At 41.6% G+C, this 19,426-nt stretch carries 15 protein-coding genes and 1 pseudogene; 6 read left to right on the forward strand and 10 right to left on the reverse strand.

The genetic code is table 11. The features are described 5' to 3' along the window. Positions 1 to 203: 203 nt before the first annotated feature. Together purC and coaE are read left to right on the forward strand one after the other, a co-directional pair. Entirely contained in the window at positions 204 to 929 is a 726-nt protein-coding gene (gene purC, locus IM475_RS03465) for a phosphoribosylaminoimidazolesuccinocarboxamide synthase (protein WP_287726696.1), read from the forward strand. Positions 930 to 990: 61 nt separating this feature from the next. Next, positions 991 to 1,572 (forward strand): dephospho-CoA kinase, encoded by a 582-nt coding sequence (gene coaE, locus IM475_RS03470; RefSeq protein ID WP_287726697.1) that lies wholly within the window; start codon positions 991 to 993, stop codon positions 1,570 to 1,572. A 9-nt stretch (positions 1,573 to 1,581) separates the two neighbouring features. On the opposite strand, the gene IM475_RS03475 is transcribed toward coaE, so the two are convergent. Both IM475_RS03475 and IM475_RS03480 read right to left on the reverse strand, forming a co-directional pair. Beyond that, positions 1,582 to 2,412, reverse strand: coding sequence for an energy-coupling factor transporter transmembrane component T family protein (locus IM475_RS03475; protein WP_287726698.1), 831 nt, complete (start codon positions 2,410 to 2,412; stop codon positions 1,582 to 1,584). A gap of 55 nt (positions 2,413 to 2,467) precedes the next feature. Next, on the reverse strand, positions 2,468 to 4,636 hold the full coding sequence (locus IM475_RS03480) for a lytic transglycosylase domain-containing protein (protein WP_287726699.1): 2,169 nt from the start codon (positions 4,634 to 4,636) through the stop codon (positions 2,468 to 2,470). A 267-nt stretch (positions 4,637 to 4,903) separates the two neighbouring features. On the opposite strand from IM475_RS03480, the gene cysC reads away from it, so the two are divergent. Continuing rightward, the gene (gene cysC, locus IM475_RS03485; protein ID WP_287656813.1) at positions 4,904 to 5,449 is read left to right on the forward strand and encodes an adenylyl-sulfate kinase; all 546 of its coding nucleotides are present in this window, start codon (positions 4,904 to 4,906) and stop codon (positions 5,447 to 5,449) included. Positions 5,450 to 5,894: 445 nt separating this feature from the next. After that, positions 5,895 to 7,622: an ABC transporter ATP-binding protein gene (locus IM475_RS03490; protein WP_287726700.1), complete on the forward strand. Its 1,728-nt coding sequence runs from the start codon at positions 5,895 to 5,897 to the stop codon at positions 7,620 to 7,622. 7 nt (positions 7,623 to 7,629) lie between these two features. On the opposite strand, the gene IM475_RS03495 is transcribed toward IM475_RS03490, so the two are convergent. The 5 genes from IM475_RS03495 to IM475_RS03515 form a co-directional block, all read right to left on the reverse strand. Continuing rightward, complete coding sequence (locus IM475_RS03495) at positions 7,630 to 8,571, reverse strand: NAD-dependent epimerase/dehydratase family protein (RefSeq protein ID WP_287726701.1); 942 nt, start codon at positions 8,569 to 8,571, stop codon at positions 7,630 to 7,632. A 146-nt stretch (positions 8,572 to 8,717) separates the two neighbouring features. Continuing rightward, a complete protein-coding gene (gene hemE, locus IM475_RS03500; protein WP_287637046.1) occupies positions 8,718 to 9,767 on the reverse strand; it encodes a uroporphyrinogen decarboxylase in 1,050 nt (349 codons plus the stop codon). A gap of 90 nt (positions 9,768 to 9,857) precedes the next feature. Further along, positions 9,858 to 12,077, reverse strand: a complete 2,220-nt coding sequence (locus IM475_RS03505; RefSeq protein ID WP_287726702.1) for a heavy metal translocating P-type ATPase — start codon at positions 12,075 to 12,077, stop codon at positions 9,858 to 9,860. A 183-nt stretch (positions 12,078 to 12,260) separates the two neighbouring features. Further along, a complete protein-coding gene (locus IM475_RS03510; RefSeq protein ID WP_287726703.1) occupies positions 12,261 to 13,463 on the reverse strand; it encodes an S-layer homology domain-containing protein in 1,203 nt (400 codons plus the stop codon). 30 nt (positions 13,464 to 13,493) lie between these two features. Continuing rightward, on the reverse strand, positions 13,494 to 14,717 hold the full coding sequence (locus IM475_RS03515; RefSeq protein ID WP_287656799.1) for an NAD(P)/FAD-dependent oxidoreductase: 1,224 nt from the start codon (positions 14,715 to 14,717) through the stop codon (positions 13,494 to 13,496). A 151-nt stretch (positions 14,718 to 14,868) separates the two neighbouring features. On the opposite strand from IM475_RS03515, the gene IM475_RS03520 reads away from it, so the two are divergent. Continuing rightward, positions 14,869 to 16,056 (forward strand): glycosyltransferase, encoded by a 1,188-nt coding sequence (locus IM475_RS03520; RefSeq protein ID WP_287726704.1) that lies wholly within the window; start codon positions 14,869 to 14,871, stop codon positions 16,054 to 16,056. A gap of 243 nt (positions 16,057 to 16,299) precedes the next feature. On the opposite strand, the gene IM475_RS03525 is transcribed toward IM475_RS03520, so the two are convergent. Next, positions 16,300 to 16,461, reverse strand: a complete 162-nt coding sequence (locus IM475_RS03525) for a hypothetical protein (RefSeq protein WP_106908260.1) — start codon at positions 16,459 to 16,461, stop codon at positions 16,300 to 16,302. A 272-nt stretch (positions 16,462 to 16,733) separates the two neighbouring features. On the opposite strand from IM475_RS03525, the gene IM475_RS03530 reads away from it, so the two are divergent. Then, entirely contained in the window at positions 16,734 to 16,940 is a 207-nt protein-coding gene (locus IM475_RS03530; protein ID WP_287726705.1) for a hypothetical protein, read from the forward strand. 245 nt (positions 16,941 to 17,185) lie between these two features. On the opposite strand, the pseudogene IM475_RS03535 reads toward IM475_RS03530, so the two are convergent. Together IM475_RS03535 and IM475_RS03540 are read right to left on the reverse strand one after the other, a co-directional pair. Next, positions 17,186 to 17,947: pseudogene (locus IM475_RS03535) on the reverse strand (CHAT domain-containing protein); the annotation flags it as partial. Between the two features lie 154 nt (positions 17,948 to 18,101). After that, positions 18,102 to 19,400 carry a CHAT domain-containing protein gene (locus tag IM475_RS03540; RefSeq protein ID WP_287726706.1) on the reverse strand — a complete coding sequence of 433 codons (1,299 nt, stop codon included), beginning with the start codon at positions 19,398 to 19,400 and terminating at the stop codon, positions 18,102 to 18,104. Between the last annotated feature and the right edge of the window lie 26 nt (positions 19,401 to 19,426).

A 19,426-nucleotide genomic window follows, 5' to 3' on the forward strand; every position in this document is an offset into this window, starting at 1 on the left:
ATCGTGACACTTTTTGGCTATAGGTTAAGATTCGGTCGCAAAATGTTGACAGTTATCTTTAAGCAGCAATTATACATTATTTTTTTCAACAATCATCTCCCCGATGATATAAATTTTTTGTCTAAGTTGATCGCCAAAATTTACTGCTGCCGCTATCTGATTAACCATCGATTTTTGTTTATCAATTGCCGAGGATGATAACTATGGAAAAACTCTATGAAGGTAAGGCCAAAATTCTCTATCAAACCGATGATCCCGATATTCTCCTCACTTATTACAAAGACGATGCCACGGCTTTTAATGCCCAAAAACGCGGGCAAATTGTCGGCAAAGGGGAAATTAACTGTACTGTCTCCACTGCCCTATTTCAATGGTTAGAATCCCTAGGAATACCTACCCATTATATTGATCGCCCTAGTTCTAGGGAAATGCGCGTCAAGGCGATTAAAATCATTCCCTTGGAAGTAGTAGTCAGAAATATTGCCGCCGGGAGTTTGTGCAAGCAAACGGGATTAAAGGAGGGGAAAGTTTTACCTTTTCCTCTTGTAGAATTTTACCTCAAGGATGACGCTTTGGGCGATCCTTTGTTAACGCCCGATCGCATAAAAGTGATCGATATTGCCAGCGAGGAGCAAGTCAATCAGTTACGAGATTTAGCCCTGCAAATCAATCAATATCTACAAGAATTTTTTGATAAGTGCCAGATTATTCTCGTCGATTTTAAGTTAGAATTTGGAGTTGATAAAACGGGCAAAATTTATCTAGGTGATGAAATTAGCCCCGATACCTGTCGTCTCTGGGATAAAACCCAAGAGGATGCTCAAGCGCGCATTCTCGATAAGGATCGTTTTCGTCGCGATTTAGGAGATGTGGAAACTGCCTATCAACAAGTACAAGCAAGAGTTTTAAAACAGATAGAGAGTTTATAACTTTGGGGTGTGTTAGCGAGCGCGTAACGCACCTTAATTGAGATTAGCAATTTAATAATTTATGTCAAGAAGAATTATCGGGTTAACAGGGGGAATAGCCTGTGGTAAATCCACGGTTTCCAATTATTTAGAAAATATCTACAAAATTCCTGTCCTTGATGCGGATATTTATGCCCGGGAAGCAGTGGAAAAAGGTTCGGCAATTTTAGAGAGAATTTTTCAGCGTTATGGCAGAAAAGTTAAAACTGAGGATAATTCCCTTAATCGCCAACAGTTAGGAGAGATTATTTTTAATAATCCCGAGGAAAAAATCTGGTTAGAAAGTCAGATTCATCCCTACGTTAGAGAATGTTTTAAGCGGCATTTAGAGCAGTTAGAAGCCCCGATAGTTGTTTTTTCTGTTCCTTTATTATTGGAAGCCAAACTAACCCATTTAGTCACAGAGATTTGGGTGGTTTCATGCAGTTTCGAGCAACAAATTCAACGCTTAACGACTAGAAATAACTTAACTAGAGAACAAGCGATCGCTCGGATTAATAATCAAATGCCTTTAGCCGAAAAAATTGCCTTAGCTGATATTGTTTTAGACAATTCCGGGGATTTAGAAGCTTTATATACTCAGATCGATCGAGCTATACAATAGGCATTGAGCTTAAAACAACCAGGCAAATTTTCCCACCCCGAATTTTACATAGAGAATGATTGCCAAAACCAATAAAAATAGAAAGCCAATAATTAATAAATAGTCTTTATTGGTTAAGATTGATTCCTGTAAAAATGTGCGATCGGGATCACCAGAGAAAGCTTTAGCTTGTAGAACTACCTCTAATTTTTGCGATTTAGCCATAGCGTTTAAAATTAAAGGTACAGCGATAGAAGCGTAAATTTTTCCTTTTTGTAACCAACCCATTTTTTCTATTGCTAATCCTCGTAATCTTTGAGCAGAAATAATTGATCGGGATTCTTCTACTAGGAGAGGAAATAAACGCAGGGTAGAGGAAAAGATAAAGACTATTTTGTAGGGAATTCTGGCTTTAGTTAAACTCACCATCATCTGATTTATATCAGTGGTAAAAATAGCGAGAGGAATAATTAAAACCATGGTGAGAGTTTTAAAGATCACATTTAAACCGTAGAGGGTTCCCTCGACAGTCATTTGAGCAGAACCGACAGTTAATAAGGGAGTTAATTCAGTTTTTCCCGTTAAAGTTTTTACCTGTTCCACATTAAAAAATCCCATGGTAATTAATAAGAATAGATAAAAAGGAGCCATGAATTTAAAAATGGTGAGGAGATAAGACCATTTTACCCCCGCCCAGAGACAAGCTAAAGCGACAATAAGAGTTAGTAAACCGCCAGCGAGGGGACTTTCCCAGGTAAAAGCGATGAGAGTAACCACGATCATCATGGTTAATTTTGTCCGAAAATCTAGGCGAGTAAAAGGAGAATCTCGATCGACGGTTTGCCAGTTAAATGATTGCATAATCAAGAAAAAAGTTAGTAAGGGAATGAGTTAATTACCCATCCCCATCAATTCCCTAGGAAGGGTTAGCAATTCTGTTCATTTGCTCTTGAATTTCGGGGTTATAAATCTGGAGATAATTCCAATAATTACCAAACACCGATTCTATATAACCCTTAGTTTCTCTAAAGGGAATATTCTCGACAAATTCATCGTGATCGCTAAAATCGAAACGCTGTTTCCATTTGGAAACTGCCCCAGGTCCGGCGTTATAACTAGCCACGGCAAAAAGTGAATTTCCGGCGAATTTATCGTGGGTATAATCGAGATACCATGTCCCCATCATAATGTTATCTTCGGGATTAGTTAAAGAATAACTTTTATTGCCAGTATTACCCGCGATATATTTACCCGTATCGGGCATAATTTGCATTAATCCCACTGCCCCCACAGGAGAACGAATTTCTTTTTCAAAGCGGGATTCTTGCCGGATTAAAGCCGTCACTAGCAGGGGATTTAATTGTCTATCTTTTGACCATTGCAGGATGGTATCGTAGTAGGGGAAAGGGAATAAAGCGTGCCAGTATTTATCATTTTGTCGCAGGGCTTTCCATGCTTCCCTTTCCTCCGGGGTATCTCTTTCTCGCAAGCGCCAAATCAGGTTAATTCCTTCTAAATTTTGATTGCGAGAGAGTTTATATAAACCGAGGTTAAATTGTTCGTCAACGGTTAAATTCCAAGGATCGACAATTTCTGCTTGCCAGAGATTCCAAGCGTCCGTATCTTCACCAATTCGATATAATTCCTTGAAAGCTTCCGAACCGGCGGGGGGATCGTTACGAGTGGCGGGTTTGACGGTGGTAGGATTATAGGAGCGGACAGTGGTAAAATCCCCCACGTCCCAACCTAATAAAACCGCCGAGCGCCAAGCATAATAGGAATGGGGATAACGAGAAATAGTGTAGGTAAAAGCTTCTTTTGCTTCTTGGTTTTTGCCGAGTTTTTGCGCCCATTTTCCCACCCAAAAGGCCGCTTTCGGGGCAGTTTGACTATCGGGATTATTAACCGCAATTGGCTGCGCCCACTGCCACGCCTTGGCGTAATCACCGGATTTAGCGGCTCTTTGGGCTATTAACCAGCGATAATCGGCGGCTTCGTCGGATTTTGGGTATTTATTTAATAAAGTCTGCCATGTTTGACTAGCGGCCTGGGCATTAGTTGAGTCCAGTAATTTGGCTTTCGCTTCCAAAGCTTCCGGAGCGCGATCGGGAAATTGCTTGACAATGCGATCGAGATATGCTATAGCATCGCGGTTAGGAGAAATTTGGGCGAGTCGCAGTAATCCTAAACCGGTTTCTGGGGCCTGGGGATAGGTTTTAATTAATTTTTGGTAAGCGCTGCGAGCTTCTGGCAGTTTTTTGGCAATTTGTAGCCCGCGAGCGTAACGATAGGCTTGCTCGGGGCTAGGAGTGGCTTGAGCATAGGCTTTATAGGCTTTTTCGTACAATCCCGACTGCCAATAACCGGCCCCAATCATTGCCCAATCCGCCGGAGTTAACTGCTCGGCGTAGTCTTTCACCAAACGATCGCGGGCTTGATTGAGGGTAGGATCAAAAGGATTAGCCTTGGCTAACTGCAACCATAGGGGAAATTGATCGGGATTTTCTTGAAGACGTTGGCGAATTAAAGCCAAAGTACGCGGGTGTCGGGGGTATTCCTTGAGCAATTTCTCATGATAACTGGGGTCGTATTTGCCCAAAGAGTAGTAAGCTTCCGCCACTACGGGCGATTGGGGATAGGTTTCCAGTAATTTTTGCCAAATTTCTCGCGCTCTTTCACTATCGTTGCTTAATTCGTAGGCGCGTCCCTGTTTGAGGAGAATCTGGGGAGCGAGGACAGGATATTGTTTTTCTAAGCCTTCTAATTGTTTTAAAGCCGGACCCCCTTCATATTTTCTCAATAAATCCATAGCCAGGAGATAGCGGGCGCGACTACGATCTAAAGAGGGTGCATTGGCATCGGCAACATCTTTTAACTTGACATCTCGCTCGGTTTGTGGTAAGGAAACGCTATCAACCACGGCAGAGGGTTGGTTAGGATCTTGGCTAGGAAGCGAGGCACTATTGCGATCGAGCCAAGGGAGAATTTTCGGGTGAAAGAGAAAGAGACTGGTGAGAGTAAAAAGCGCAACCCCAGAACCTAGTCCAAGAATGAGCGGGGTGTGAGGGGGGAATTTCTTAAACATTACCTTATTCAAGACAGTAACTCAACATACATTATCAGTGATCGTGGTGACAGGTTGTTTGTTTCAATCAGGTTGGGGAAGTGGGGTGTGGGGTGTGGGAATTATGAATTATGAATTATGAATTATGAATTGGGGAGCAGGGAGCACCGGAGAAGGGAGAATAAATAAAATAATCTCCTATCTCCTGACTCCTGACTCCTGACTCCTGATCACTGATTACTGAGATATGGTACGCTAAACAGGATTTAAGTATTATTAATGATTGCTATGAAACAAGGCGGCGTGACGGTTTGGTTAACGGGATTGAGCGGTGCGGGGAAAAGCACGATTACCGAGGCATTACAGGCAAAATTAATCGCTGAAGGCTATTCCATTGAAGTTCTCGATGGCGATGTAGTACGGACGAACCTCACCAAAGGTTTAGGATTTAGTAAAGAGGATCGCGATGAAAATATCCGTCGCATTGGTTTTGTGTCTAATTTGCTCACCCGTCACGGTGTGATTGTCCTAGTTTCGGCTATTTCTCCCTATCGTGAGATTCGCGAGGAAGTACGGGAAAAAATCGGCAATTTTGTCGAAGTTTTCGTGAATGCTCCCTTAAACGTCTGTGAGGCCCGCGATGTGAAAGGATTATATAAAAGAGCGCGTGCTGGCGAAATCAAGTCTTTTACGGGAATTGATGATCCCTATGAACCACCTTTTAACCCAGAAGTGGAATGCCGCACCGATTTAGAGACTTTAGAGGAAAGTGTCGCCAAAGTCTGGAACAAATTGACGGAATTAGGCTACATTCATCAAGCGGTGGCGGTTTAATCCCAGAATAACTTTGTATTATTGGAAAATATCGTAGGGACGTGGACTACAAACGTCTCTACCCCCCGATTAACCCCTTAAGCAAATTTGTTAGTTAATCCCCTTTTCTTCAGTACCTAAGCCAAGTTAATTATCTCTCTGACTAACCCTCTGGTCAAAGTGCAAGACTGTCTAAACAGTAATCAGTGATCAGTAAACAGTAAACAGTGAAAAGACAGCAGGAAACTTCTATTTAATACTGCTGACTTAAAACTCAAATCTGATAACTGATAACTGTCTCCTATCTCGACTAGCAAATTAATTTTGCAGGAATACTTAATAAGTAAGTAGTTATAATTGAAGAGAAGATAGATTTTGCCTTTGATCCCCCCTTAATCCCCCCTTAATAAGGGGGGTGCCGACAGTTTTTAACACCTACCTACATATTTAAAGGCACTAAATTATTTTGAAATCTCGCTCTAGTTATTGGAACCTCATTCCCTATCTCCGTCCCCAAACCCAAACAATTATTTTGGCGTTTATCTGTACGATCGGATTTACGGTATTTTGGCCGATTTTAGCTTGGTTAGCTGGACAAATGGCCAGATATATCGGCGAGGGAAATGTGCAAGCATTGGCGACACTTTCGGGGGTGGGGGCAGTGGTTTTTTTACTGCGGGGAATGTCTCAGTATGGGCAAGATTCCCTGATGGCAAAAGCTTCTTTAAAAATTGCCCTCGAATTAAGAAAAAAAGTTTATGCTCACCTGCAAACCCTCGGTTTAAATTACTTTGAAACTGCCAAAACTGGTGATTTATCCTATCGTTTAACGGAAGATATTGATCGCATTGGGGAAGTAATTAACAAATTTTTCCATGATTTTATCCCCTCAGCCTTACAGTTAATTGTCGTCTTTGCCTATATGTTTATTGTTAACTGGCAATTGACGATCGCTGTCATTATTATCGCTCCTTTGTTGGGAGTTTTGGTGGGATTTTTTGGTGAAAAATTATTACAATATGCTCGTCGCGCCCAAGCGAAAATATCTAATCTTTCTTCGTTATTAACCGAAGTTTTTGGCGGTATTCGTGTGGTGCAAGCTTTCGCAGCTGAAGATTATCAAACCCAGCTTTTTGCCCAAGAAGCGGAGGAAAATCGCCGCGCTCAATACCTATCAGAATCCACCAAAGCTTTACAATACGTCGTGGTGGGATTTTTGCAAGCGATGGGAGTTATCTTTTTATTCTTCCTTGCGGGTTGGCAAATTTCCCAAAAGAATTTAACTGGTGTTGAGTTTGTTAGTTATGTGGCGGCGGTGGCTATGTTAATCGATCCCATCGCCCATATTACCAGTAATTATAATCAATTTAAACAGGGTCAAGCCTCCATGGATCGGATTTTTGAATTGTTAGCTATTTTGCCAACAATTACCGAAAAACCCAACGCGATCGATCTGTCACTCCATAGCAAAGAAGTTGAATATTGTCAAGTAAATTTTTCTTACAATGAGGACAGACAGGTTTTAAAAAATATTAATTTTACTGCACACGCTGGCGAAATGATTGCTTTAGTGGGAGCATCGGGAGCGGGAAAAACCACTTTAGTTAATCTTTTATTGCGTTTTTATGACCCCACTGCCGGCAAGATTTTAATCGATGGGGTGGATATTCGTGATGTGACTTTAAAAAGTCTCCGGCGACAAATTGGCGTAGTTTTGCAGGAAAATATTCTCTTTTCTGGCACTATAGCCCAAAATATCGCTTTTGGCCAGGGAGATTTTAATCTGCAAGAGGTAGAAAAAGCGGCAAAAATTGCCAACGCTCATCAATTTATCGGTGAACTTTCTCAGGGTTACTATACCTATGTGGGAGAAAGGGGTGTTAATTTATCGGGTGGACAAAGACAAAGAATCGCCATCGCGCGAGCGGTTTTATCTAATCCGAGAATTTTAATCTTAGATGAAGCGACTTCAGCGCTCGATTCGGAATCGGAAGCTTTAGTGCAGGAAGCTTTAGAAAGAATTATGACGGAGCGCACGGTATTTGTTATTGCTCACCGATTAGCAACTGTCAGAAAAGCTAACCGTATTTTAGTCTTAGAAAAGGGTGAAATTATCGAGGTGGGTAATCACGAGGAGTTATTAAATCTTAATGGTCGTTACGCTCAATTTCATGCTAGACAATTTCAAGATTAGTCTATGATCAACCCCGGGGAATTCCTCGCAAGGTTAAAACATCATCAAGGGTGGAACAATAGTTTTTTAAACCAAAATCGGCAGCAGTATAGGTTTTAACGTGGGTGAAGTGGCGATAATTCATGGCAAAACGATCCCATGGTTCCATCTGCAAGTTAAAAACTTTGATAAAAAAGTTAGCAATGGTTAAAGATAAAGGAATGCGAAAGTAGATTTTTTTGTTTAAATAAGTGCAGATTTCCTCCACTGCTTGGTTAGCTGTTGTCCGTTGATTGCCTAGGACAATTTTGCTTTCTGGTGCGGGATTTTCGATTAAATAATTCACCACTTGAGCTATATCTTTGGCATGGATAAAATGAAAACTGCCATCAGCTTGAAACCAACGCACTAAACCGATATATTTCAACACATCCGGTAAACCGCCATAGATATGAGAATAGGGTTTATTTTCGTCACCACCTAAGACAAAAGTGGGGTATAAAGTGATAATTTTATCGGCAATTTCTAGGTCAGTAAATTTACTATAACAAATATATTTAGTGCGGATATAATTAGTTCCTATCTCCCCAGCTTCGGGCAAAGGTTGATTATTTTGATTGAGAATGCTGGCAGTGGAAAAGTAGAGGACTTTCTCGCAGATTTGAGCATCTAAATAACTAATTAATTCTAGGGTTTTTACCACATTAATCTGATAACTTTCCTCCTCTCCTCCCCAACTGGTAGCGATTAAAACCGCTATATTCATTGTTTTTAAAAGCTCCGCATATACCCCAATATTTTCCATATCGCCTAAAAGTATATGAACATTTGATCGCCCTTGGTAAGTAAATTTTAACTTCTCTGGATTACGCACTAAAAAATATACTTCATAGTCAGGATTTTCCAGTAAAATCTCAGCGATATAATGCCCAATACAGCCACTCACACCCGTTAGAAATATCTTTTTCATTATTTTAATTGATACGGCAGAATTTAGGGGACAGTGTGAAAGTCAAAAGTAAAAAGTAAAAACCGGTGTTGGGGTTTTAGGGTTTTGGGGTATTAGTTGAATCCCCCCATTTCCCCATTTCCCCATCCCCTGTTCCCTGAGTAACTTTATTGATAACTAAATCCTTTAGCGGTTTCAAAGAAGAAACGCACGTTATCTTCAGGAGTTCCCACCAAAACACCATGACCTAAATTAAGAATATGACCTTGATTACCAGCTTTACGAATAGTATCAATAATCCGCTCGCGAATAAAGGGCTGGGAACCGAATAAAACCCCCGGATCGATATTACCTTGAACCATCATCGATTTACCTAAACGCTGTCTCGCTTCCGCCATATCGACGGTCCAATCGACGCTAATAATATCAACCCCCGATTTACCCATTCTTTCCAAAACGCCGGCACTGCCACTAATGTAGAGAATTAAGGGTGTATCGGGATGGGTTTCTTTCACCAAACGAACTACTTTTTGTTGATAGGGTAAGGCAAAAACATCGTAATCTTGGGGAGTTAATTGACCCGCCCAAGAATCGAACATTTGTACCACTTGCGCCCCACAATCAATTTGATAACGGACATAGGTGGCAATCATATCCGCTAATTTATCTAAAAATTGGTGCAGTACCGAGGGTTCCGAAAAAGCCATCCCTTTAATCACAGAATAACTTTTAGAACCTTTCCCTTCCACTGCATAGGCTGCTAAAGTCCAAGGCGCGCCGACAAAACCGAGGACAGTGGATTTATTTCCCACCTCTTGACGCAGGGTTTTTAAAATCGTTTTGATAAAAGGTAAAGACTGATCGGGATCGAGGGGATTAAGTTGGTCCACCTGCGCTTGAGTACGAATGGGAGAATCGATAATCGGCCCCTTACTTTCGATAATATCAAAGGGAATACCGATTCCCGCTAGGGGAGTGAGGATATCGGAGAACATGATCACCCCATCCGGTTGAAAAGCGCGCCAGGGTTGCAGGGAGATTTCGATCGCTAAATCGGCATTTTCCGATCTTTCCCGAAAACTGGGGTATTTATCCCGCAATTCCCGATAAATCTGCATATAACGTCCTGCTTGTCTCATCATCCACACGGGAGGACGGGGTAAGATTTCTCCTTTGGCAGCGCGTAATAAATAAGGTATTTCAGGGGAGTCAGTCATATCAGGATGATTATTCTATTGCCTTTTCTACGGTATCATCCCCCGTACAGCTAATTTTTCTGGTTTTTCCTTAAGAATTGTTAACGAAAATTATCCCCCCACCCTGGGATGAACTCGACGCAATCGCAAGGCATTCGTCACCACGGAAAGGGAACTTAAAGCCATGGCAGCACCGGCAATAATCGGATTGAGCAGAAAAGGATAGAGGATTCCAGCAGCGATGGGAATGGCAATCAGGTTATAAATAAAAGCAAAAAAGAGATTTTCTTTGATATTTCGCATTGTTGCCCGACTTAACTCAATAGCAGTCACAATTCCCTGTAAATCTCCCGAAATTAAGGTTATATCGCTGGCGGCGATCGCTACATCGGTCCCCGTGCCAATGGCAATACCTAAGTCCGCTTGCGCCAATGCGATCGCATCATTGATGCCATCTCCAACCATGGCGACTATTTTCCCTTTTTTCTGCAAATATTCGATTTTTTCGGCTTTTTGTTGGGGACGGAGTGCGGCAAAAAAGCGCCGGATACCCAACTCGCTGGCGATCGCTTCTGCGGTTTCGAGGTTGTCCCCCGTCATCATCATCACCTCTAAGCCCATTTTTTTGAGCTTGGCGACCACTGAAGAAGAAAAAGGTTTTAAAACGTCGGAAATGGCGATCAACCCCTCTAAACGCTCGTTAACCGCTATCCAAGCCACGGTTTTTTTCTGCCATTCCCAATCGTGGGCGACTTTTTTAAGAACTTTTGTTTCGATCCCTTGACTTTCTAACCATTGTTGTGTACCGATTTGCACGAAATCTGACCCGACTTTTCCCTGCACTCCTGACCCAGTTATTGAGTCAAATTCGCTTACTTCTAGAGTTTTAATCTGGTTTAACTGCCCATATCTAACTATTGCTTCTCCTAGCGGGTGTTCAGAATGATTCTCCACCGATACGACTAACTGCAGCAGCGATAATTCTCGTCCATCCCTCACCCCCTCGCGAGTCAAGAAGTCCGTCACCGTTGGTTTCCCCTGGGTGAGAGTTCCCGTTTTATCGAGGACAATAGTAGTAATACCCTGGGCTAATTCTAAACTTTCGGCATTTTTAATTAAAATTCCCTGTTTTGCTCCCTGTCCTGTTCCCACCATAATCGAGGTGGGTGTAGCTAATCCTAGCGCACAGGGACAAGCGATAATTAGGACTTCCACCATTGTAATCAAAGCGAGGGTGAGATTACCCGTGCGGAGAATCCAAAATAAGAAAGTTATTACCGCAATAATCATCACCACCGGCACAAAATAAGCGGTCACTCGATCGACTAATCTTTGTATAGGTGCTTTTGATGCTTGCGCGGTTTGCACTAATCGAACAATCTGAGCTAAAACCGTATCTTTTCCCACCCGTAACGCTTGCATTTGTAGGCTACCGGTTTTATTAATTGTCGCACCGATTACCTGTTGATTGACGGTTTTTCGCACGGGTAAACTTTCCCCTGTCACCATCGATTCATCAATGCTAGAACTGCCTTGGATAATTATGCCATCGACGGGAATTTTTTCCCCCGGACGCACTAAAATTATATCTCCCACTTTCACCTCTTCGATCGGTAGATCTAGCGTCTGTTCTTCCCTAATCACCCTAGCAGTTTTGGCCTGTAATCCCATTAATTGTTTAATAGCGGCGGCCGTTTCTTTTCTGGCACGTTTTTCGAGGAAACGACCGAGTAAAATCAGAGTAATGACGATAGCTGATGCTTCGTAATAGACATGGGAATCAAACCCCTGTTTTTCGATAAAATCGCTCTTAAAGGTTGAAAACAAGGAATAAAAATAGGCGGCACTGGTTCCCAAAACTACTAAAGTGTCCATGGTGGCAGTGCGGTTTTTAAAAGCTTTCCAAGCATTTTTATAAAAACTTTGACCACACCAAAATTGGACGGGAGTAGCGAGAATTAATTGGAATAAGGGAGCGTGTAACCAGTGGGGAATAAAAGATAGAGATAAACCCGTCATCATCGGCAAAGAACCGATAAAAAGTATAATACTAATAACAATAGCGATCGATAGTTTAGTGAGAAGTTCTTTTTCTGGCCTGGATTCGAGATTAATTTCCGTTATCGGTGTAGCTTGGAAACCAGCGTCCCTAACTTTTGCTTGAATAGTGTTAAGATCGGTACGCTTGGGATCATAGTCCACATCCACCTGTTCCATGCCAAAATTAACTTGACATCGAATCACTCCGGGGATAGATTTAATTATCCGTTCGATCGAATCAGCACAACCAGCGCAACTCATCCCGGCGAGTTTGAGAGTTTGATGGGTCATAATTTTAATAGCAGCGGAAGTCAGCAACAAAATCCCCTGCAGCAGAGTTATATCTTTAGAATAAAATATTACCCCAGCTGCAGGGTCAAGAATCCTTTGTTAATTTTTCTGAATAGATATGAAGAAATGTCAAAAATAGTGCCTGTATTTTCCTGACACACCCTTAATTTTTATGGACAAATTTTAATTAACCCCACTCTGTTGTGTATCTTGACCCTGCAAAGCATCGGCAGCGGAAACTCCATCACCCTGAAAACCAAAATACCATAAAGTAGCGGCAGCTTCAGCGCGAGTTACCGGTCTTTTTGGCTGAAATAAGGTAGTAAAACCAAAAACTCGCCGAATATTGGCTTGTTCGGCATTTTGAAAATCGGCATAAAGAGCGCGCACCAGCTGCGGGTTAATTTTATTAGTATCCTGAAAACCCCAAGTATTTTTAATCGTATCGAGATTGGCGCTCGGTAAAGCTTTTCTAATATCTAATGGCACTTTCCAAGCGATTAAATCTTCCCGGGTTAAAGGAGCATTGGGACGGAATAAAAGGGTGCTACTATCTCCCGTTAAGGGAGAGGGAATTAACCCCGCTTCCGCTAATCCTTGAATATAAATATAATCGGGATCGTTATTTTTAACATCACTAAAAGCTGGGGAACTATTGGGAGTAGCTAAACGGATTTGTTTACCCGCTACATTAGCATAAATGGCATTATTAGCCTGTAACAACCAGCGAGCAAATTCTCGGCGCGTTATTGTATCATTAGGGTTAAACTGATTGTTATTACCTGTTAATACTCCTAATCTAGCTAAGTCTTGAATGTGGCTCTTTAAGGTATTAGGTAAGGATTCGAGATCGTTAAAACTGGTGGGATTAAGATTGGGTAAGGGGGAAGCAATCGGGGAGGGACTAGGGGAAGCAATCGGGGTTCCCGTTGGACGATAATCGAGGCTATATTCGGTATTGGGAGAAGTGGCAGTTATGGTAATAGTTAATTCTAAATTATCTCGACGGGCTGTCAATGTACTATTGACTCCTTCCCCAGAAAAGGGAGTGATAATTTCCCAATTATTATTCACTAATTCCTGTTGATAAAAAGCCTCGATCGCATTGCTGGGATCGTTGGATTGCCAACGAGTTTGCCCACCGGTATTATCAGGATTTGTCTGCACGGATAATAATTTTGATTGACTATATCGAGGAATTTCTGCGGGAAAATTTGCGGGTAATTGCTGGTTATTAGGAGAGTTTTCTGGTATGGGATTTGTTTGTAGATTAGGATCGGCAGCCAGACGATTTTCTAGGGCAGGATTGCCACTACAGGCTGCTAAAATGCCCAGCAGAGTGATAATTGTACTGTAGCGAATAAACTTACTCACGGTCTTTACCAATATTGTTTCCTTAGCTTTATCCTAGCCTATTTACTCAGGTTTTTGACTAGGGAAAATTCGGTGCCACCATTGACGTAATTTCCCCAGCAGAAATCCTCCTAACCCTTTTGTGTATTTTTCAAATTTGTAGTAAAATAAAATGTCGATTATATCCTGAGTGGAAAGATACTTGAGATAGGATACTCCTTGATCTATACGCGCATCACTATATTCTAAATAAACTTTGCGACTGAGGCGATCGGATAAATTCCATTTTGGTTGAAAATATTCTTGCATCCTCTGTTGATAAGCGGCAAAACTACTCGATTTTCCCTGTAAATATTCCTCCATGTATTGACAAGCAATTTCGGCTCCTTTCATAGCATAGCGAATACCTTCCCCTCCTAAAAAGTTAACCGTAGAAACAGCATCACCAATCGCTATAATATTCGGTTCTTGATAATAAATATCTTGCAGATTGAGCGAATATTCTAAAATAGACCCATGGATGTCGATTATATCATATTTAGAGAGATTTATGTAGGTTTGAATAATTTGTGTAATATAACTTTTTAAAGGCTTAACTTCATCAATATAAGGATGTTCTCCCTCTAACCAAGCCGCTCCTATTTTTAATTGCTGGTTATCCATAGGAAAAATCCAGCCATAACCTTTAGGACTCCATTTATGACCTAGAAAAAACACTAAATTATCTTGATATTTTTGATAATCTACTTCTGGCACAGTAATTAAATATTCAATGCCCACTGCTTTTAGAAAATCAGGTTTTTCTCGTCTGTGTTTATACATAACTGCTCTAGCATATCCCGTGGCATCAACCAATAAACGAGTAGTAACTGTCTCGATTTCCTCGCCTTTTGATTTCAAGAAAACAGTTAGCTGATCCTCCATCTGTTGATATTTCAGATAACGACAACCTAAACGAACTTCTCCCCCCCAACGCAGCACTTCTGCGGCTAAAAACTCTCGCAACTTGGCAAAATCAAAAACTACCCCTAAAGGTTGCGGTGATGACCAAAAATGATGTATGCTGGTGGAGATGATTTCGATATTTTTCCAAAACCTAGCCACCACGGTTTCGGGGAGATTGAATTGTTCTAAAATTTCTAGGGGAGAAGCGGCACTAGAAAAATTATTATCTTGCCAACTAGAATGTTGTTCCACCAAAAGAACACGATAACCTTTTTCACTTAATAATCTACCACAGTGACCTCCCGCCGGTCCACCCCCAATAATTACGACATCATAATCCATGATTTACTCCCTCGCCTAGTCTTGCTAACTTGCTTTTATTTTACCCTAAATCGCCCTCTGTTAAACCCCAAACTGGTTAAGCTGTTGTCCATCTAAATTTGATACTCTTTTTAAACTGTTCCCCATTCTCTCATCGAAAGCCGACTAGCTTATGACATTTTTCTTATTATTAGTTACTTTCCTATCGCTGATAATTTGGTTATATTTAATCTTAGCCAGGGGACAATTTTGGTTATCTAACCAAAAAATTAATCCTGTCACTTCTCCTTTAAAAAATTATCCAAAAGTCTCGGCAATTATCCCCGCACGAAACGAAGCCGACGTTTTACCCATCAGTTTAACCTCCCTCTTTAACCAAGATTATCAAGGAGAATTTTCGATTATTTTAATTGACGATAAAAGCAGTGATGACACGGGAACAGTTGCTCAAGAAATTGCCGATCAATCTCATAAATCTGACCAGATAACTATTATTTCTGGCCAAGCTTTAGAGATAGGATGGACGGGTAAATTATGGGCAATGAAACAGGGAATAACAGAGGCTACCGAGAAATTTGCACCCGATTATTTTCTCTTCACCGATGCCGATATTGCCCACGCGCCAGATAATTTAACCCAATTAGTTACTAAAGCAGTACAGGAAAAACAAGCTTTAGTTTCCCTGATGGTGTTGCTACGCTGTGACAGTTTTTGGGAAAAATTTCTTATTCCTGCCTTTGTTTTTTTCTTCGAGAAACTCTATCCTTTTCCCCTAGTTAATAATCCTAATTCCCCGATAGCAGCCGCCGCCGGGGGGTGCATTTTAATTCGCCGAGATATCCTAGAAAAAATTGGCGGTATTGAGATTCTTAAACAAGCTTTGATCGATGATTGTTCTTTGGCGATTGCGGTTAAAAAATATCTGCAAAATCACCCCGAAAATACCGAGAATTCCATCTGGTTAGGATTAACAGAAAGCACCTATAGTCTCCGTCCCTATCCGGATTTAGCCAGCATTTGGAATATGGTAGCCCGCACCGCATTTACACAACTAAATTACTCAACACTTTGGTTAATTGGCACAATTTTCGGGATGTTTTTAACCTATTTAGCCGCCCCCTTGGGCTTAATCTGGGGATTGGTCTTAAAAGAAACATCAATTATTATAATTAGCACCGTCACTTTATTACTAATAGCCCTTTCCTATAGCCCGACTTTAAGACTATATAAATTATCCCCCCTGCGGGCTTTAACTTTACCACTAATTGCCCTCTTTTATAGTTTAATGACCGTCGATTCTGCCCTGCGTTATTGGCGCGGTCAAGGGGGAGGTTGGAAAGGGCGAGTTTATCCTAATTAGGGTCTGCTGAATAATGGTAAAACCCTTTTAAAATAGGGCTTTTGACCTGTTAAAATCTGATGTTAGTGCAAGAAAATAGTAACTGAAACAGTCCACTACATTCTAATGCTTCCTCGATCGAGTCATAGCATCCGCTTAAATATGGGTCTGATTCAAATTCGTAAAAAGCCGCGATCCCATTGCCGTTGTTGATGGCAAAAGAGTATTTATTTTGATCGCTTGGGCATATATACACATCGATATTTAGTAGGTGGCGGGGATAGCTTTTTTTCGCTTCTGTGCCGTTGCCAGAGATTTTTTTACTTGTTCCGCTTGCCATTGGTGGCCGCAGTGATCGCAGTAAATGTTAAGGCTTTCGAGGCTTTTTCTATAAATTTCTGAGGATTGGCATTGTGGGCAGTTCATGATTTTTGCGCTTGGGTTAGTGGGATTATTTGATCGAGTTAGGGAATTGATCGAGTCATTCGATGGTTTGGTTTTTTGGGGGTGGGTGGGGTAGTTATAATGGGATTACCACCGATTAGGCTCTCGCGCTTATGTCCGGTTCGGTGGCTCTTCATTTGCCCTCGCTTTGCTTTTGGTTTGATAAGATTTATTATAGCACGTCAGCAAGGAATAATCAACATTTTTTTTAGCCGTGTTAGTATGGAATGTGTTAAAGATTTTCAGGTAAAAATATGGCTGGTAAAGGAGTCCCTAAAGGCACGGTTCACAATCCGCTTGGGATTAATCAATATCCTGGGATTCGATCGAGTAAGACGATTGCTCTGCGGCTTCTCAAGGAGCATGATCCGATTATCCGGGCAAAGGCCGAGAGGGAAGGCAAAACGATCGCGGCTATTCTTGATGAGGCGATCGCTCTTTATCTGTCCGTTAACCCCTAGCAAAAATCCCCACCGTTGGCAGTGGGGAGCTGCGAGATTTTTATTTATCTCGTTCCCAGGTAGAACCTGGGAACGCTTGATTCAGGTTCTACCTGATAACTGTTTACTGATAACTGTTCCCTAAAATTCCGGTTTTTCTAAATACGACTTTAAGGCAGAGCCTTAGATATTATGTTCCAAAGCAGAGCCTTGGAACAAGGGATAGGTGTGGTGCGTTACTTGCAACAAGGAAATAATTCATAATTTTAAGGAAGTCCCAGACAGTAGAACGCCCCCCAGTAACGATAATCCTGAAAAGGCACTGCATCGGGAGCAAATTCGTCAAGCCACTTGATCAATTCGCCGATTTTCTGATAATTGGCTTGAGCAGCATTGACGTTGGGATCCTTAGTTTGGCGCATTTGTTGCCAAGTCTGGAAAGCCTGCTTCAAATCGGCATCTAAACGGTCCCGCCAGTCTTTTTGGCAAGTCTCCCGCAGCGCTTGACGAGCCTGATATAGAGCCGTTAAGCGTTCCTCTCCGGCCCGCCGTGCGCGATGGTACTCCCGGGAAAACAGCGCCGTCGCTAGATCAGCCACCGCCCAATGACTACTAATCACAGCACGAGCGCCCCCCAGCAGAAAGCCTGTACCCAAGCTGAGGGGTTCGTCCAGTAATTCCCGTCGCAGGTTTCCCTCTTCATCTCGGGAAGTGGCAAAACTGAGACCGGTTTCACAACAGGAGAGAAACACTTCCAACAATTCGGGGAAACGCCACAGGGGACTAAGTAAATCCCGGAGGGTGACTTTTTGCTCCCCGTCTAGGACGAGGTGGGAGTTGAGGGGATCATCGGGGCGGCTGGTGGCGTGGTGGCTGGAGAGCAACGCCTGCACTTGTTTCAGCAATTGCAGATAAGAGTCGGGGGTGACTGTGCGCCCCTGTAGCCGCCGTTGGCGAGGCACATTCCAGGTTTGGGCGACCCACTCACACTCTAGGGGAGTATAGGGCAAATCCTCTGCGACTGATTTGTTAAAAGTTTTGTCTTTGTTCGACTGTCAGATGAACTTTATCTCGCCTACCTCTTCCCATGATTGATCTCCTTAGTTGAGCTTATCTATTACACTATTTTAGCTGTGTGAATTCACCAGTATATTTATATGAGAAAAGTTTAGGTATAGACATTTAACGCAAAATAGAACTGATTTCGCCTTGACAGATAAAAGCACCCCAATAATAAGGATCAGGATATTTTTTTCTCATTTCTAACTGAGCATTGCGTAAAGCTTCTCCACGTCCTTCACCCCACAACAGACGACGATAAAATTCTGTCATTAATTCTTGTGTCTGTTGATCGGGAACTTTCCAGAGACTCATGACCAGTGTTTTTGCTCCTGCTAAGACAAAGGCTCGTCTCAACCCAAAAACTCCTTCTCCTGTCTGATGAACATCTCCTAACCCTGTTTCACAAGCTGAAAGAACCACTAATTCTGTTTCTGAAAGGTCTAGGTTAGAAACTTCCTCAGCCGTTAGAATTCCATTGCCAACTTCTGAAGGAGGACGAAACTGTTTCTGTTTCCAATTTGCTCCTGCAAAGGCTAAACCTGAACGTAATAAAGGATTTTCTTGTTGAGTAATTGGCGATTTACCTGCACTCAATAATTGTTCTTGATGAAATGTTTCTGGTTGATCTTCTACAAAAAAACCATGAGTTGCAATATGTAAAATTAGGGGAGAGGTAATAGATTCTAGTTTTTCTTGGACTGCTTTTTCTGCTAACCAAGGCTCTACACCTAGCAAAGAAGCAATTTCAATTCCTTCTTGACGAGTTCCATCTAGTCTTTTAAATTCTAGCTTCTCTAAATCCAAATCACGAGATTGTCTTCCAGAAGAATTTAGTTCTTTATCTATTGCCAATGAATGTTGACCTAGACCATAATCAAAGTCTGGATCAGCTATGACGATTGCATCTGTGGCTTGTCTATCAGTTTTAAAGCCAAAACGCAGAATATCTTTACTCGAACTTAGATAACTAATAGAATAATTGTCAATTAATCGTTGACCATTATCTGTTGGTAAAATTTCAAAAGGTAAGCGCGTTAGGTCTCCATCAGGTGAGATAAATATATGTTGACAATCTCCAAGATTTTTTACTAAAGGATCAAAGACAGCTTTACGCAAAGCAATTCCACTTTCTCTGCTATTTTGCTTTTTCTTATCGTTTTTTTGAGAAGAAATAACCTCTAAGTTACGTTCTTCATATTCTCCTATAATTGAAGACCTAAAGTTGGCAATCATCTTGTTAATTCGATCTCTTCCTCCTATTTCAATCATCTGAACATTCTCAGGATTTTCCGATGATAAAACAAACGCTACATAACGAAAGTAGGGTTGATATTCTAAAAGCATTTGAGGATTATCAGAATATTCTTCTCTGACTTCCTTCGCTTCTATTGGATCATATAACACAACAAATTCAACCAAAACATATTTTTTAGGAAGAGCTTTGC

The sequence above is a fragment of the Microcystis sp. M061S2 genome (genome assembly GCF_020245605.1).
Classification (GTDB): domain Bacteria; phylum Cyanobacteriota; class Cyanobacteriia; order Cyanobacteriales; family Microcystaceae; genus Microcystis.

Excerpts from the sequence above, each read along its gene's own strand:
- purC (WP_287726696.1), top strand. The coding sequence starts at position 204 with ATGGAAAAACTCTATGAAGGTAAGGCCAAAATTCTCTATCAAACCGAT.
- coaE (WP_287726697.1), top strand. The coding sequence starts at position 991 with ATGTCAAGAAGAATTATCGGGTTAACAGGGGGAATAGCCTGTGGTAAA.
- IM475_RS03475 (WP_287726698.1), bottom strand. The coding sequence starts at position 2,412 with ATGCAATCATTTAACTGGCAAACCGTCGATCGAGATTCTCCTTTTACT.
- IM475_RS03480 (WP_287726699.1), bottom strand. The coding sequence starts at position 4,636 with ATGTTTAAGAAATTCCCCCCTCACACCCCGCTCATTCTTGGACTAGGT.
- cysC (WP_287656813.1), top strand. The coding sequence starts at position 4,904 with ATGAAACAAGGCGGCGTGACGGTTTGGTTAACGGGATTGAGCGGTGCG.
- IM475_RS03495 (WP_287726701.1), bottom strand. The coding sequence starts at position 8,571 with ATGAAAAAGATATTTCTAACGGGTGTGAGTGGCTGTATTGGGCATTAT.
- hemE (WP_287637046.1), bottom strand. The coding sequence starts at position 9,767 with ATGACTGACTCCCCTGAAATACCTTATTTATTACGCGCTGCCAAAGGA.
- IM475_RS03505 (WP_287726702.1), bottom strand. The coding sequence starts at position 12,077 with ATGACCCATCAAACTCTCAAACTCGCCGGGATGAGTTGCGCTGGTTGT.
- IM475_RS03515 (WP_287656799.1), bottom strand. The coding sequence starts at position 14,717 with ATGGATTATGATGTCGTAATTATTGGGGGTGGACCGGCGGGAGGTCAC.
- IM475_RS03520 (WP_287726704.1), top strand. The coding sequence starts at position 14,869 with ATGACATTTTTCTTATTATTAGTTACTTTCCTATCGCTGATAATTTGG.
- IM475_RS03525 (WP_106908260.1), bottom strand. The coding sequence starts at position 16,461 with ATGAACTGCCCACAATGCCAATCCTCAGAAATTTATAGAAAAAGCCTC.
- IM475_RS03530 (WP_287726705.1), top strand. The coding sequence starts at position 16,734 with ATGGCTGGTAAAGGAGTCCCTAAAGGCACGGTTCACAATCCGCTTGGG.